The organism is Pseudomonas sp. BF-R-01, from assembly GCF_019946615.1.
Classification (GTDB): Bacteria; Pseudomonadota; Gammaproteobacteria; order Pseudomonadales; family Pseudomonadaceae; genus Aquipseudomonas; species Aquipseudomonas migulae.
In genome coordinates this window covers 66767-80963 of sequence record NZ_JAGYFX010000015.1, presented here as the reverse complement: position 1 = coordinate 80963, position 14197 = coordinate 66767, and the positions used below count along the sequence as shown (strand labels likewise).

11 protein-coding genes are annotated in these 14197 nt (G+C 60.9%); all 11 read right to left on the bottom strand.

The window, feature by feature from the left end; translation table 11 throughout:
• Nucleotides 1-1708, bottom strand: a 1708-nt coding sequence (locus KGB27_RS08990; protein WP_223554063.1) for an acetoacetate--CoA ligase, incomplete at its 3' end; no start/stop codon positions are given.
• Nucleotides 1709-1848: 140 nt separating this feature from the next.
• The gene (gene hbdH, locus KGB27_RS08985; RefSeq protein WP_008033792.1) at nt 1849-2622 is read right to left on the bottom strand and encodes a 3-hydroxybutyrate dehydrogenase; all 774 of its coding nucleotides are present in this window, start codon (nt 2620-2622) and stop codon (nt 1849-1851) included.
• Nucleotides 2623-2629: 7 nt separating this feature from the next.
• A complete protein-coding gene (locus KGB27_RS08980) occupies nt 2630-4021 on the bottom strand; it encodes a GntP family permease (protein WP_223480418.1) in 1392 nt (463 codons plus the stop codon).
• A gap of 297 nt (nt 4022-4318) precedes the next feature.
• Nucleotides 4319-5734: a sigma-54 interaction domain-containing protein gene (locus tag KGB27_RS08975; RefSeq protein ID WP_223554061.1), complete on the bottom strand. Its 1416-nt coding sequence runs from the start codon at nt 5732-5734 to the stop codon at nt 4319-4321.
• Nucleotides 5735-5852: 118 nt separating this feature from the next.
• Complete coding sequence (locus KGB27_RS08970) at nt 5853-7433, bottom strand: ABC transporter ATP-binding protein (RefSeq protein WP_223554058.1); 1581 nt, start codon at nt 7431-7433, stop codon at nt 5853-5855.
• A gap of 14 nt (nt 7434-7447) precedes the next feature.
• A complete protein-coding gene (locus KGB27_RS08965; protein ID WP_223554055.1) occupies nt 7448-8470 on the bottom strand; it encodes an ABC transporter permease in 1023 nt (340 codons plus the stop codon).
• Nucleotides 8470-9531, bottom strand: a complete 1062-nt coding sequence (locus KGB27_RS08960; RefSeq protein ID WP_008029533.1) for a microcin C ABC transporter permease YejB — start codon at nt 9529-9531, stop codon at nt 8470-8472. The genes KGB27_RS08965 and KGB27_RS08960 overlap by 1 nt, the downstream gene beginning before the upstream one ends.
• Nucleotides 9531-11399: an extracellular solute-binding protein gene (locus tag KGB27_RS08955; RefSeq protein WP_223435695.1), complete on the bottom strand. Its 1869-nt coding sequence runs from the start codon at nt 11397-11399 to the stop codon at nt 9531-9533. The genes KGB27_RS08960 and KGB27_RS08955 overlap by 1 nt, the downstream gene beginning before the upstream one ends.
• A 136-nt stretch (nt 11400-11535) precedes the next feature.
• Complete coding sequence (locus KGB27_RS08950) at nt 11536-11817, bottom strand: peptidylprolyl isomerase (RefSeq protein WP_008029538.1); 282 nt, start codon at nt 11815-11817, stop codon at nt 11536-11538.
• Between the two features lie 83 nt (nt 11818-11900).
• Nucleotides 11901-12782: an esterase/lipase family protein gene (locus KGB27_RS08945; protein WP_223554053.1), complete on the bottom strand. Its 882-nt coding sequence runs from the start codon at nt 12780-12782 to the stop codon at nt 11901-11903.
• 225 nt (nt 12783-13007) lie between these two features.
• The gene (locus KGB27_RS08940; RefSeq protein ID WP_223554050.1) at nt 13008-14081 is read right to left on the bottom strand and encodes a 3-deoxy-7-phosphoheptulonate synthase; all 1074 of its coding nucleotides are present in this window, start codon (nt 14079-14081) and stop codon (nt 13008-13010) included.
• Nucleotides 14082-14197: the final 116 nt, after the last annotated feature.

Below are 14197 nucleotides of genomic sequence, written 5' to 3'. Positions count from 1 at the left end.
CCAGCCGCACGAACAGCACCACCCGCACGTCGTCTTGCCATTGCTGACCGATGGCCACGCTGTCGGTGACTTGCGGGACTTTCTCCACCTGACGGTAAATTTCCGCCGTGCCGATGCGCACGCCGCCGGGGTTGAGTACCGCATCCGAGCGTCCGTGAATCATCATCGCGCCGTGAGCCAATTGTTCGGCGTAGTCGCCCTGGGCCCAGACGCCGGGGAACAGGCTGAAATAAGACGCGCGCAGTTTTTCCCCGGTCGGGTCGTTCCACAGGCCGACGGGCATGGCCGGAAAGTGTCGGGTGCAGACCAGCTCACCTTTTTCGCCAATCACCGCGCGGCCGGCATCGTTCCAGACTTCGACCGCCATCCCCAGGCTCTTGCCCTGGATTTCGCCGCGACGCACCGCCAGCAGCGGATTGCCGTTCACGAAGCACGAAACGATGTCGGTGCCGCCGGACATCGACGCCAGGCACAGGTCGGCCTTGAGGTCACGGTAGACGTAGTCGTAGCTTTGCGGCGATAGCGCCGAGCCGGTGCACAACAAGGTTTTTAGCGTGCCGAGATCATGGCTTTGCCGAGGCTTCACGCCGTTGCTTTCCAGGGTCGCAAGGTACTTGGGACTGGTGCCGAACACGCTGATGCGTTCGTCGTCGATCAGGTCGATCAAGCGCTCCGGGCCGGGATGAAATGGCGAGCCGTCGTACAGCACCACGGCGCTGCCGACGGCCAGGGCTGACACCAGCCAGTTCCACATCATCCAGCCGCAAGTGGTGTAGTAAAACAAGCGGTCGCCGGGCCCGAGGTCGCAATGCAGGCCGTGTTCCTTGACGTGCTGCAACAGCACGCCGCCGGTGCTGTGGATGATGCATTTGGGCACGCCGGTGGTGCCGCTGGAATAGAGGATGTACAGCGGATGGGCGAAAGGCACGGCAACAAAATCCGGCTCGCCGCCCGGTTCGTAGAACGCATCCCAAAGCGTCACGCCTGCGTGGGTGCGGAAGTCTTTGATGTGCGTCTGGGGGCGTGCGTAAGGCACCACGATCAGCTGTTGCAGCGACGGCAGGCGTTCAAGGATTTCGTTGACCTTGGGGCTCTGGTCGATGTCTTTGCCGGCATAACGGTAACCGGCGCAGGTGATCAGCACTTTCGGTTCGATCTGGCCGAAGCGGTCGATGACGCCCTGGGTGCCGAAGTCCGGCGACGAACAGGACCAGATCGCCCCGAGGCTGGTGGTGGCGAGCATGGCGACCAGGGTTTGCCAGGTGTTCGGCATGCACGCGGCGACGCGGTCGCCAAGACCGACACCGACGGCGATCAAGCTGTTTTGAAAACCGGCGACATGCTCGGCCAGTTCGGCCCAGGTCAGTTGTTCGCGCTGGCCGTTTTCACCGATCGCTATCACGGCGACGGCATCGTCACGACGGCGCAGCAAGTGTTCGGCAAAGTTCAGGGTGGCGCCGGGAAACCACTGGGCGCTGGGCATGTGATCGCCTTCGATCAGTACGGTGTCCGGTTGCGTGTGGAAACGGATGTCGAAGAAATCGACGATGGCTTGCCAGAAATCGACCCGTTGATCGATGGACCATTGGTGCAGGGCGGTGTAGTCGGCAATGTCGAGGTGGTGGCGCTGATTGATGGAGCGCCGGAAGGCATCCATGCGGGTCTTGGCGATGCGTTTGGCGTCAGGTTGCCAGAGGATGTCGGACATTTTTTGCCTCTTCTTTTTCTATTTCGAGATCCAATCGCCGGCAAGCCGGCTCCTACAGGTTATCGGTGTTTTCATGAACGACGCACGACCTGTAGGAGCTGGCTTGCCAGCGATGAACGATAACGCGGTCCAGTGGCTGATTACTGCGCCAACCACCCACCATCTATATTCCACGCCGCGCCCCGCACCTGGCTACCGGCCTCACTGCACAAAAACAGCACCAGTTCACCCAGCTGAGGCGGCGTAACGAACTCCAGCGACGGCTGCTTCTCGGCCAGCAAATCGTGCTGCGCCTGCTGCGGATCAACCCCTTTGGCGATGCGGTCGTCAATCTGCTTCTGTACCAACGGCGTCAATACCCAGCCTGGGCAGATGGCGTTGCAGGTGACGTTGGTCGTGGCGGTTTCCAGGCCGACCACCTTGGTCAAACCGATCACCCCATGCTTGGCCGCGACGTAAGCCGCCTTGCCCACCGAACCGACCTGGCCATGCACCGAAGCGATATTGATAACCCGTCCCCAACCCTTGGCACGCATGCCCGGCAAGCTCAAACGGGTGCTGTGAAACACCGACGACAAGTTGATCGCAATGATCGAATCCCAGCGCTCCACGGGGAAATCTTCCACCGACGCCACGTGCTGAATGCCGGCGTTGTTGACCAGAATGTCCACGCCGCCGAACTCGCGCTCGGCGTAGGCGATCATGTCGGCAATCTGCGCCGGGTCGCTGACATCGGCGGGGTGATGACCGACCTTGCCGCCGAACTGTTCAACCTCGGCAATCACTGTGGAGGCATCGCCGAAACCGTTGAGAATCAGGTTGGCGCCAGCCTTGGCCAGGCTGAGGGCGATGCCCAGGCCGATGCCGCTGGTGGAGCCGGTGACCAGTGCGGTCTTGCCTGAAAGAGTCGTCATGAATACCTCACACAATGCCAGTGGCGTAGAAAGTACCGATCACCACAAAAACCGCCAGGGTCTTGATCAGCGTAATACAGAAAATGTCTTTGTAGGCTTCGCGGTGGGTCAGGCCGGTCACCGCCAGCAAGGTGATGACCGCGCCGTTGTGCGGCAGGGTGTCCATGCCGCCACTGGCCATCGCGGCGACGCGGTGCAGCACTTCCAGGGGAATGTTGGCCGCATGGGCCGCAGCGATGAAGTCATTGGCCATGGCCGCCAGCGCAATGCTCATGCCGCCCGATGCAGAGCCGGTGATGCCGGCCAGCAGGGTCACGGTGATCGCTTCGTTGACCAGCGGGTTGGGAATGCTTTTGAGCCAGTCGGCCAGCACCAGAAAGCCCGGCAAGGACGCGATCACCGCACCAAAACCGTATTCAGACGCTGTATTCATCGCTGCCAGCAATGAACCGCTGACTGCACTTCTGCTGCCTTCGGCCAACTTGCCGCGAATCGCCTGGAAGCCGAACACCAGCACCATGATGATGCCGACCAGCAAGGCAGCCTGAACTGCCCAGATCGCCGTGAGTTTGGCGACATCGGTGGTTACCGGTGCGGCCATGCCTGGCAGCGCGAGGCTGTGGGTCTTGCCGTACCACTGGGGAATCCACTGGGTAAACAACAGGTTCATGATGCCGACGGCCAACAGCGGCGACAGCGCGATCCATGGATTCGGCAGTTTGATATCGGCAGCGGTTTCCGGCTCGTTGCGCAGGTCGGTGCCGTAGCCTTCACCCGAAAGCTGAGCCTTGTTGCGCTGGCGCTGCAGAAACGCCATGCCGGCGCAGACCACGAAGATTGCGCCGATCAAACCCAGCCACGGCGCCGCCCACGCGGTGGTGTTGAAGAAGGTGCTGGGGATGATGTTCTGGATTTGCGGGGTGCCGGGCAGGGCGTCCATGGTGAACGAGAAGGCGCCGAGGGCGATGGTCGCCGGGATCAGGCGCTTGGGAATATTGCTCTGGCGGAACATCTCGGCCGCGAACGGGTAGACCGCAAACACCACCACAAACAGCGACACGCCGCCGTAAGTGAGCAGGGCGCAAACCAGCACGATCACCAGCATCGCCTGACGGGTGCCGAGCAGGCGAATCGCCGCCGCAACGATGGAGCGCGAGAAACCCGACAGCTCAATCAGCTTGCCGAACACCGCACCGAGCAGGAACACCGGGAAATACAGTTTGATGAAGCCGACCATTTTCTCCATGAACACCCCGGTGAAAGCAGGGGCGACGGCGGAAGGGTCGGTGAGCAGGACGGCGCCGAGGGCGGCAATCGGGGCAAAAAGGATAACGCTGTAGCCACGGTAGGCCGCGAGCATCAGCAGCGCGAGGGCTGCCAAGGCAATGATCACACTCATGGTGTGTCTCCTGGATTGTTATTTTTGTGGGGTGAAACGGTGTGAGGGAGGGCTTTAGCGAGATTTGTGCCAAGGTGGTAACATGTTGAAATATAAGGATATTTATTGTTTTTTCAGAGGCAAATGAGCGTATTTGTCTCTGTTTTGAGATTTTTTGTGATGTTGAGGGCCTCATCGCCGGCAAGCCGGCTCCTACAAGAGATCGCATTCACAACGCGCACCCTGTAGGAGCCGGCTTGCCGGCGATGAGCGCGCAGCGCTCCGAGGGGATGTCTAACAATGGAGATGCATGTCTCTTTATTGAGACTCTGCAATCCCCAATGCCACCATTTTCTTGTACAACGTCGACCGCCCAAGCCCCAGCCGCGCCGCCGCCTCAATCACTTTCCCCCCGCATTGCGCGAGGGCCGATTCGATCAACTGCCGGTCAAACCGTTCACGCGCCTCACTGAACATCTCGTGTGCCACCGACTCAACCTTTAAAGGCGCCACACGCTCCACCGGCGTAAACGTACCAATCGCCGCGCGGATATCGGTCGCGTTCAGCATCAGATCGTCACTGAGCAATGCCGCCCGTTCCAGCACGTTGCGCAGCTCGCGAATGTTCCCCGGCCAGGCGTGTCGGGCCAGCAACTCCAGCGCTTCGAGGTTCAGCTCGTGCTGACTGCGCAACTCCTCAAGGATGGCTTCACTGAGTGCCGGCAAATCATCGAGACGATCACGCAGCGGCGGCACCTGGATCGGCAGCACGTTGAGGCGGTAATACAAATCGGCGCGAAACTCGCCGCGTTTGATCGCCGCTTCAAGGTCGGTGGAGGTCGCGGCGATCACCCGCACATCGCTCTGAATCACTTCGTTGGACCCGACCGGTTCGAATTCCTTTTCCTGCAACACCCGCAGCAGCTTGCTTTGCAGCGGCAGCGGCATGTCGCCGATTTCATCGAGAAACAGCGTACCGCCCTGAGCAATCTGCAACTTGCCGACGCGACCCTTGCGATCGGCGCCGGTAAACGCGCCGGGGGCGGTGCCGAAGAATTCGGCCTCGAGCAGCGCCTCGGGAATCGCTGCGCTGTTGATGCTGACGAAAGCCTTGTGCGCACGGGGTGATGCGCCATGAATCGCCTGCGCCAGCAGCTCTTTGCCGGTGCCGGTTTCGCCGAGCAGCAAAACCGGGGAATCAGCACTGGCACTGCGTCGGGCGCGGCGTTTGACTTCGAGGCTGGCCGCGCTGGTGCCGATAAAATGTGCGAAGTTGTACTTGGTCTGCCGCGCCCGCAGCAGCGAGCGGGTGGAGGCGAGTTCTTCCTGCATGCTCATGTAGCGTTTGAGCATCGGTGACAGGCTGCGCAACTCATCGAACAACGCGAAACCGATGGCGCCGATCACCACGCCGGCGTCGTCGTGGATCGGCAGGCGCATCACCACCAACGGTTCCTTGGGGGTGTCCTGCATGTCGAGCAGAATCGGTCGGCCGGTGCGCACCACTTCCCGCAGCAGGCTGCCGGGGATCACACTTTCGCAGGCCTTGCCGATGGCCACTTCCGCCGATTCCAGACCGAAGCGTCGGGCATAACGTTCGTTCATCCAGACGATGTTCGCGTCGCGATCGACAATCACCGTGCCTTCACTGGACTGCTCGATGATCTCGAACAGCGAACGGATCGCCAACAGACGAACGCGCTGGTAATCCTTGAGGCTTTCGGTGGTGTTCATAGTGCAGATCCTGATTGTGTATTGCTTGGTCCGGCCTCTTCGCGGGCAAGCCTCGCTCCTACAGGGGATCGCGTTCACCTGTAGGAGCGAGGCTTGCCCGCGAAGGCAGCGACGCGATTTATGCCTGTTGCAGATGCGCCGCCGCCAACAGCTCTTTGGTGTACGGATGCTGCGGTGAATCAAACACGTCGTGGCTGGCGCCGCTTTCCACCACTTTGCCGTCCTTGATCACGATCATGTCGTGGGCGAGGGCGCGCATCACCGCCAGGTCGTGGCTGATAAACAGGTACGTCAGGCCGTGTTTTTCCTGAAGCTGGCGCAGCAGTGCGACCACTTGTTTCTGCACGGTGCGGTCCAGCGCCGAGGTCGGTTCGTCCAGCAGGATCAGCGCCGGTTTCAGCACCAGCGCCCTGGCGATGGCGATGCGTTGGCGCTGGCCACCGGAGAATTCGTGGGGGTAGCGATGGCGGCTTTGCGGGTCGAGGCCGACTTCCTGCAAGGCCCGAATCACTTCGGCCTTGCATTCGTCCGCCGTCAACTGGCTGTGCACTTCCAGGCCTTCACTGATGATTTGTGCCACGGACATCCGTGGGCTGAGGCTGCCGAAAGGGTCCTGGAACACCACCTGCATTTTCTTGCGCCATGGCCGCAGTTGCTTTTGCGTCAGGCCGTCCAGCGCCTGGCCCTGAAAGCGAATGCTGCCTTCGGAGTCGAGCAGGCGCAGGATCGCCTGTCCCAGTGTCGACTTGCCCGAGCCGGACTCACCGACAATGCCCAATGTCTTGCCGCGCTGGACATTCAGGCTGATGCCGTCCACGGCATGCAAGTACGTTTTGCGCTGAAACAGCCCGCCACCGAGGGGGAAGCGCACGCAAAGATTGTCCACTTCCAGAACGTTCTCGCGCTCGTCACGGGGCAGCGCCTGGCCTTCCGGTTCGGCGTTCAGCAGTACGCAGCTGTAGGGATGTTTCGGCTCGGTGAACAGCGTTTCGCACGGCGCCTGTTCGACGATTTCCCCGGCCTTCATCACGCACACACGCTGAGCGATGCTGCGCACCAGATTGAGGTCATGGCTGATCAGCAGCAATGACATGCCGAGCCGCTGTTGCAGGGACTTGAGCAGGATCAGGATCTTGCGCTGCACCGTAACGTCGAGCGCGGTGGTGGGCTCGTCGGCGATCAGCAACTCCGGCTCGCAGGCCAGCGCCATGGCGATCATCACCCGTTGCCGCTGGCCGCCGGACAGTTGATGCGGATACGCCTTGAGCCGCTCTTTGGGTTTCTGTATGCCCACGAGGTGCAGCAGCTCCAGAATCCGCTCCTGCGCAGCTTTGCCGGTCAGGCCCTTGTGCAGCAGCAGGGTTTCACCGATCTGCTTTTCAATGCTGTGCAGCGGATTGAGCGAGGTCATCGGCTCCTGGAAGATCATGGCGATGCGGTTGCCCCGCAACTCTCGCAAAACCCTGGACGAAGCGCCGAGCAACTCCTTGCCGCGATAGCGGATGCTGCCGCTGGTTTCGGTGCCGGTCTCGGGCAGCAGTTGCAGGATCGAGTGCGCGGTCACCGATTTGCCGGAACCCGACTCACCCACCAGCGCCAGGCATTCACCGGGGCGGATGTCCAGACACAGGTTGCGCACCACGGTCTGGCCGCTGAAGGCCACGCAGAGGTCACGGATTTCGATCAGGTTGTTACTCATATCAACAGTCCGCGTCAGGATCGAGGGTCAAAGGCATCTCGCAACGCCTCGCCGATAAACACCAGTAAAGACAGGATCAGCGCCAGGGTGAAAAACGCAGTCAGCCCCAGCCACGGCGCTTGCAGATTCTGCTTGCCCTGACCGATCAACTCGCCCAGCGAGGCGCTGCCGGCCGGCATGCCGAAACCGAGGAAGTCCAGCGCGGTGAGCGTCGAAATGGCCCCGGTCAAAATGAACGGCAGGTAGCTCAGCGTCGCGTTCATCGCGTTGGGCAGGATGTGCCGCACGATGACTTTGCGGTCGGTCAGGCCCAGTGCCCGCGCAGCCTTGACGTATTCGAGGTTGCGCCCGCGCAGGAACTCGGCACGCACCACGTCCACCAGTGCCAGCCAGGAAAACAACGCCATGATCCCCAGCAGCCACCAGAAATTCGGCTCGACAAACCCCGACAGAATGATCAGCAGGTACAGCACCGGCAGACCCGACCAGACCTCCTGCAAACGCTGGCCGATCAGGTCGACCCAGCCGCCGTAATAGCCTTGCAGCGCGCCGGCGGCGATGCCGATCAGTGCGCTGACAAAGGTCAGCATCAGCGCAAACAGAATCGACACTCGCGCGCCGAAAATCACCCGCGCCAGCACGTCGCGAGCCTGGTCGTCGGTGCCCAGCCAATTCACATTCGACGGTGGGCTCGGTGCCGGTTTGTTCAGGTCGTAGTTGGGCGTGTCGTCGCTGAACGGGATCGGCGGAAACATCAGCCAGCCGCCGTCCTTCTTGATCAGCTTCTGTACATAGTCACTGCGGTAATCCGCCTGGAACGGCAGTTGCCCGCCGAACGCCTGCTCGGTGTAGCGCTTGAACGCCGGGAAGTACAACGAGCCCTGATAACTGACCACCAGCGGTTTGTCGTTGGCGATCAGCTCGCCACCGAGGGTCAGCAAAAACAGGCCGACAAATAGCCACAGCGACCACCAGCCACGGCGGTTTTTCTTGAATCGGTCGAAACGGCGGCGCGCCAACGGCGAAAGCTTGAACATCAGGCATTCCTCGCGGCGAAGTCGATACGCGGGTCGACCAGCGTGTAGCACAGGTCGCCGACCAGTTTTATCAGCAGGCCGAACAGCGTGAAGATGAACAGCGAACCGAACACCACCGGATAATCCCGCGACACCGCCGCTTCATAACTCATGCGGCCCAGGCCATCGAGGGAGAAGATCACCTCGATCAGCAACGAGCCGGCGAAAAATACGCTGATGAACGCCTGGGGAATGCCCGACACCACCAGCAGCATGGCGTTGCGGAACACGTGGCCGTACAGCACGCGACGTTCGCTCATGCCTTTGGCGCGCGCCGTGACCACGTACTGGCGGGTGATTTCATTGAGGAAGGAGTTTTTGGTCAGGATGGTCAATGTGGCAAACCCACCGATGACCAGCGCCGTGACCGGCAATACCAGGTGCCAGAAATAGTCGGCGATCTTGCCCACGGTGGACAGCGAGTCGAAATTGTCCGAGACCAGGCCGCGCACCGGAAACCAGTTCAGCGATGTGCCGCCGGCGAACACCACGATCAGGAACATCGCAAACAGGAACGCCGGCATCGCGTAGCCAATGATGATCGCGGTGCTGCTCCAGATATCGAATTGGCTGCCGTGGTGCACGGCTTTGCGGATGCCCAGCGGGATCGACACCAGATAGGTGATCAGCGTGGCCCAGAGCCCGAGGGAAATGGTCACCGGCATTTTTTCTAGGATCAGGTCGGTGACCGTGGCACCGCGGAAAAAGCTTTTGCCGAAGTCCAATCGCGCGTAACTGGTGAGCATCAACCACAGGCGTTCATGGGCCGGTTTGTCGAAGCCGTATTGCTTTTCGATTTCCTTGATCAGTTGCGGGTCCAGGCCGCGACTGGCTCGCGAACTGCCGCTCATGACCTCACCGGAACCGCCGCCGACGCTGGCGCCGCCGATGCCTTGCAGGTGCGCGATCGCTTGTTCAACCGGGCCGCCTGGCGCGGCCTGAACGATGACGAAGTTGACCAGCAGAATGATCACCAGGGTCGGAATGATCAGCAGCAGGCGCCGCAGAATATAAGCCCACATCAGTGCGGCCCTCCGGGTTTGCCACGCTTGATCAGTTCGGCGGTCATCTGTTGGTTGGTCAGCGGCGTGGTGCTCACTTCCCACCAGCTCTCGATGGCTTCGTCATTGGCTGCTTGCACGCTGGGAATGCCGAAACGGTTCCACCACACGGTCGAGCTGCCCGGCGGGTAATAGTTGGGAATCCAGTAATAGTTCCATTGCAGTACCCGGTCGAGGGCATGGGCGTAGTGCAACATGTCGGCCTGGGTGGTGGCGCGCACCAGACCGTTGACCAGCGTATCGACCGCCGGGTTCTTCAACACCATATAGTTGTTGGAGCCCGGATCGTTGGCCGCTGCCGAACCAAAATAGTTATTCAACTCGTTGCCCGGCGAAGTGGTGACCGGGTAGCCGGTGACGATCATGTCGTAATCGCGGGACATCAGGCGATTGACGTATTGGGAGGAGTCGATGCGGCGAATGTTCAGGTCGATGCCGATCTGCTTCAGCGTGCGCTTGTAAGGCAACAGCAAACGGTCCATCCCGTTCTGACTGACCAGGAAGGTAAAGCTCAGCGGCTGGCCCTCGGCATTCACCAATTGATCGCCATCGGGTTTCCAGCCGGCCTGTTCGAGCAAATCCAGTGCTTGCAGTTGTTTGTCACGGATCACGCCACTGCCGTCGGTTTTCGGCGCTTCGAAGACTTTGGTGAACACCTCGTCGGGGATCTGCCCGCGCAGCGGTTCGAGAATCGCCAGTTCGGCGGCATCCGGCAGGCTGCGGGCGGCGAGGGCGGAGTTGGAGAAGAAACTCTGCTGGCGGATATACATATCGCGCATCATCTGCCGGTTGCTCCATTCGAAATCCCACAGCATCACCAGTGCCTGGCGGACACGGCGGTCCTGGAACATCGGGTTCTGCAGATTGAACACAAAGCCCTGGGCTGATTGCGGCGCTTCTCTGGCCAGGTGTGCCTTTTGCAGGCGACCGTCACTGAGGGCCGGGCTTTCGTAACCGATGGAGTAGGCGGTGGCGGAGAATTCGCGGTTGTAGTCGTAGGCGCCACCGCGCAGCACCTGACGCGCGACATCGGTATCACCGAAGTACTCGATGCTGAAGTGATCGAAGTTGTACAGCCCACGGCTGACCGGCAGGTCCTTGCCCCACCAGTCCGGATTGCGTTCGAAGGTGATGCTGCGCCCGGAGTCGACCTTGCCCACCCTGTACGGGCCGCTGCCCAGTGGTGGCTCGTAACCACCACCGCTGGCGAAATCGCGGGTTTTCCACCAGTGTTCGGGAAACACCGGCAAGGTTGCGATGTCGAGGGGCAGGGTGCGGTTTTCATTGCTTTTGAAGTCGAAACGCACCGTCAGCGGGGATTCCACCTCGACGCCTTTGACGTCGGCGAACTGGGTGCGATAACGCAGGCTGCCCTGGGTCATCAGCAGGTCGAAGGTGTAACGCACGTCTTCGGCGGTGATCGGCTTGCCGTCGGCGAAGCGAGCCTTGGGGTTGAGGTAGAAACGCAGCGATAACCCGTCATCCGAGCGCTCCATTTTCTGCGCCACCAGACCGTACACGGTGTAAGGCTCGTCCTGCGAGCGCTGAGCCAGCGGCGAATAGATCAAACCGTCGATCTGCGTCACGCCGATGCCTTTGTCTATATAAGGCAAGACATGGTCGAAATGCCCGATCTCGATCGCCGAGCGACGCATCGTGCCGCCCTTGGGGGCTTGCGGATTGGTGTAGGCAAAATGACTGAAGCCGGCCGGGTACTTGGGCGGTTCGCCGTAGACGGTCAGCGCGTGTTGCGGTGCGGCGTTCACACCGGCGGCGCCCAGTAGCAGGGTCACGGCAGTGAACAACAAAACAGGGAAAGCCAGTCGCATTTTCAGCCTTAGAGCCGGGTGATCGATAACCGCAATTTGTACGCTAGCGGCGCGTCCCTCGCCAGTCGTATCACGTACCCGAAACACGACGGCCCACCAAAAGGCGGGCCGTTGTGCATGAAACTACGCGAATGACTTAGTCCTGACGGCTGGTCACTTCGAGCAAGTGGTAGCCGAACTGGGTCTTGACCGGGCCTTGCACGACGTTGATCGGTGCGCTGAAGACCACGGTGTCGAATTCCTTGACCATCTGGCCCGGACCGAACGAACCCAGATCACCGCCCTGACGGCTGGACGGGCAAGTGGAGTTGGCTTTGGCAACTTCGGCGAAATCGGCACCAGCCTCGATTTGGGCTTTGAGTTCGTTGCACTTGTCTTCGCTGGCAACCAGGATGTGACGGGCAGTGGCTTTAGCCATGGAAAAATACTCCTTCTAATGTTCAGTAAAGTGCTCAGCCTACCGGATTCAGTAGGCTATTTCTCCTCAAAGTTCCGCCCGGCTCACAGACCCGCCTTGCGCAGACGTTCGGCGTGTTGCACGTACAGGTCAATCGGGTCGATGTCTTTGCGAACCCGACCGACTGTCTGGCTGATGCTGTCCAGGTGGTCCAGCGGATAGTCGGAGCGGATCACCTTGCCCAGATGAGAGCTGAAGCGGCCGACCATGCCGTCGTTTTGCTCGGCCTCGATGGTGAAGTACCTGGCAAAAGCACGGGAGCACCCATTCAGTGGGTCAAGTGCGTTGAGCCCTTCATCGAGGAGGTTGCCCTGCAGGGTTCCGCTCCAGGAATAGTAGCGAACGCCGTTGACCCGCTCGCTGCCCTTGCCGCCCCAGGTCTTCGGCAGTCCTTGAGGGTATTTCTCGTTAAACGCGCTGACGCCTTCGGTGGTCAAGGCATTGAGCGCAGCGATCGCGTTTTGTGGCAGGTGGCGGTCGCCACTCAACAAGGACAGGAAGTCAGCGAACAACGTGGCCACCGTGTCGGCGACCTGTTCCGGCAGCTGTCCAGGCGTCAGCGCCTTGCGCAGGAAATCCGCCAGTTCCGAGCCATGGTTGGGCCCGCTGACCGAGGTCACTGACGCAACGATTTGCGGCGCTATCGCTGCGGCATAGCGGGCGGCCAGCGCTCCCTGGCTGTGCCCGATCAGGTTGACCTTGTCTGCACCGGTGCCTTCCAGCACCCGTTCGATCTGTGCCAGAAGCTGGTCACCTCGCGCCTCATTGGTATGAGTAGCCGACAGGTGCGGGATGAACACTCTGGCGCCGGAGCTCCTGAGGGTTTGCTTGATGTCATGGAACAGTTCGAAAGGGCCGATCCGATCGAAACCAAACAGGCCGTGGACCAACAGGATGGGGTGGAGGGTGCTTGCATTCCGTTGCATGTTCATACCTTTTCGCGGGAGTTCGTGATGTGTCCGGGGCCCACTCTAAAGCACCCGGACGTTTGCGCGATGTATGAAGAAGCCGCTGTGAATGGGTGAAAACGGAATAGGGAATGTACGAATATTCGAATCAGCAGGAGGCCCTTTTCGGAATGTCCGGACGTCCTTTAATCGGAGGTAGCGCAGAGTTCTGCAATGACCTACCTCCGGAATGTCATTTGCCTGTCAGCCGCGTGCGGTTCTCAGCTGTTCCGCCGCTGAACGCAACAACGTTTCGGTCCCCTCCCAGCCAAGGCAACCATCCGTCACTGATACACCGTACTGAAGCGACGGGCTCAGCGGCTGGCAACCCTCGAACAGGTGACTCTCAATCATCATCCCGATCAGCGAGTGATCACCTTGCAGACGCTGCTCAAGCACATCGTTGAACACCGCCGGTTGACGTAGCGGGTCTTTGCCGCTGTTGGCGTGGCTGCAATCGACCATGATTCGGGCCGGGATTTTCAGCTTGGTCAAATCACTGTTCACCTGGGCGACGCTGGCGCGGTCGTAGTTCGGGCCGCGATGACCGCCGCGCAATACCAGGTGAGTGTCAGGGTTGCCGGGCGTCTGGATGATCGCGGGGTGCCCCTGGCTGTCGATACCGAAATGCCGATGCGGATGAGCGGCCGAGCGCATGGCGTCACTGGCAACACCGACGCCACCATCGGTGCCGTTCTTGAAGCCGACCGGCATGTTCAGGCCGCTGGCCATTTCCCGGTGGATCTGCGATTCAGTGGTGCGGGCGCCAATGGCGACCCAACTGAGCAGGTCGTCGAAGTACCCGGCGGCCATCGGTTGCAGCAGTTCGGTGGCAATTGGCAGGCCGAGTCGAAGCATTTCGCGCATCAGCTCCCGTGACAGGGTCAGGCCACCGGCCATGTCGTCGCTGCCGTCCAGGTGCGGATCGTAGGCCAGGCCTTTCCAGCCGACGGTGGTACGGGGTTTTTCGACGTAGGCGCGCATCACCAGCAGCATTTCATCGCTGACGTCGGCGGCGAGGCGGGCGAGGTGACTGGCGTATTCGAGGGCGGACTGCGGATCGTGAATCGAGCAAGGACCGACGATGACCAGCAAACGGGAGTCTTCACCGTTGAGAATCGCGCGGACCGCATCGCGGTGGGCGGCGACTTGCCGGGTCAGGGCGTTGCTGAGCGGCAGTTGCTGTTTGAGTTGCAATGAGCTTGGCAGGCGCAGGGTCAGCGCTTCATTGGCAGGGCTCAGGGTGGACAGCGGCAAAGCAGAGACGGACGAGTTCATGTTCAGGCTTCCTGGGCGGGCGGCGGGTTCGTTCCCGCGCGCTCGGCCCTACTGGGGTGTTCGACAATTGGCCGGATTGGCTGCGTGTGTGTGCTTGCCACCTGTGGGTGACCGAT

Coding starts and splice junctions, on each gene's coding strand:
- hbdH (WP_008033792.1), bottom strand. CDS start 2,622: ATGACGACTCTTTCAGGCAAGACCGCACTGGTCACCGGCTCCACCAGC.
- KGB27_RS08980 (WP_223480418.1), bottom strand. CDS start 4,021: ATGAGTGTGATCATTGCCTTGGCAGCCCTCGCGCTGCTGATGCTCGCG.
- KGB27_RS08975 (WP_223554061.1), bottom strand. CDS start 5,734: ATGAACACCACCGAAAGCCTCAAGGATTACCAGCGCGTTCGTCTGTTG.
- KGB27_RS08970 (WP_223554058.1), bottom strand. CDS start 7,433: ATGAGTAACAACCTGATCGAAATCCGTGACCTCTGCGTGGCCTTCAGC.
- KGB27_RS08965 (WP_223554055.1), bottom strand. CDS start 8,470: ATGTTCAAGCTTTCGCCGTTGGCGCGCCGCCGTTTCGACCGATTCAAG.
- KGB27_RS08960 (WP_008029533.1), bottom strand. CDS start 9,531: ATGTGGGCTTATATTCTGCGGCGCCTGCTGCTGATCATTCCGACCCTG.
- KGB27_RS08955 (WP_223435695.1), bottom strand. CDS start 11,399: ATGCGACTGGCTTTCCCTGTTTTGTTGTTCACTGCCGTGACCCTGCTA.
- KGB27_RS08950 (WP_008029538.1), bottom strand. CDS start 11,817: ATGGCTAAAGCCACTGCCCGTCACATCCTGGTTGCCAGCGAAGACAAG.
- KGB27_RS08945 (WP_223554053.1), bottom strand. CDS start 12,782: ATGCAACGGAATGCAAGCACCCTCCACCCCATCCTGTTGGTCCACGGC.
- KGB27_RS08940 (WP_223554050.1), bottom strand. CDS start 14,081: ATGAACTCGTCCGTCTCTGCTTTGCCGCTGTCCACCCTGAGCCCTGCC.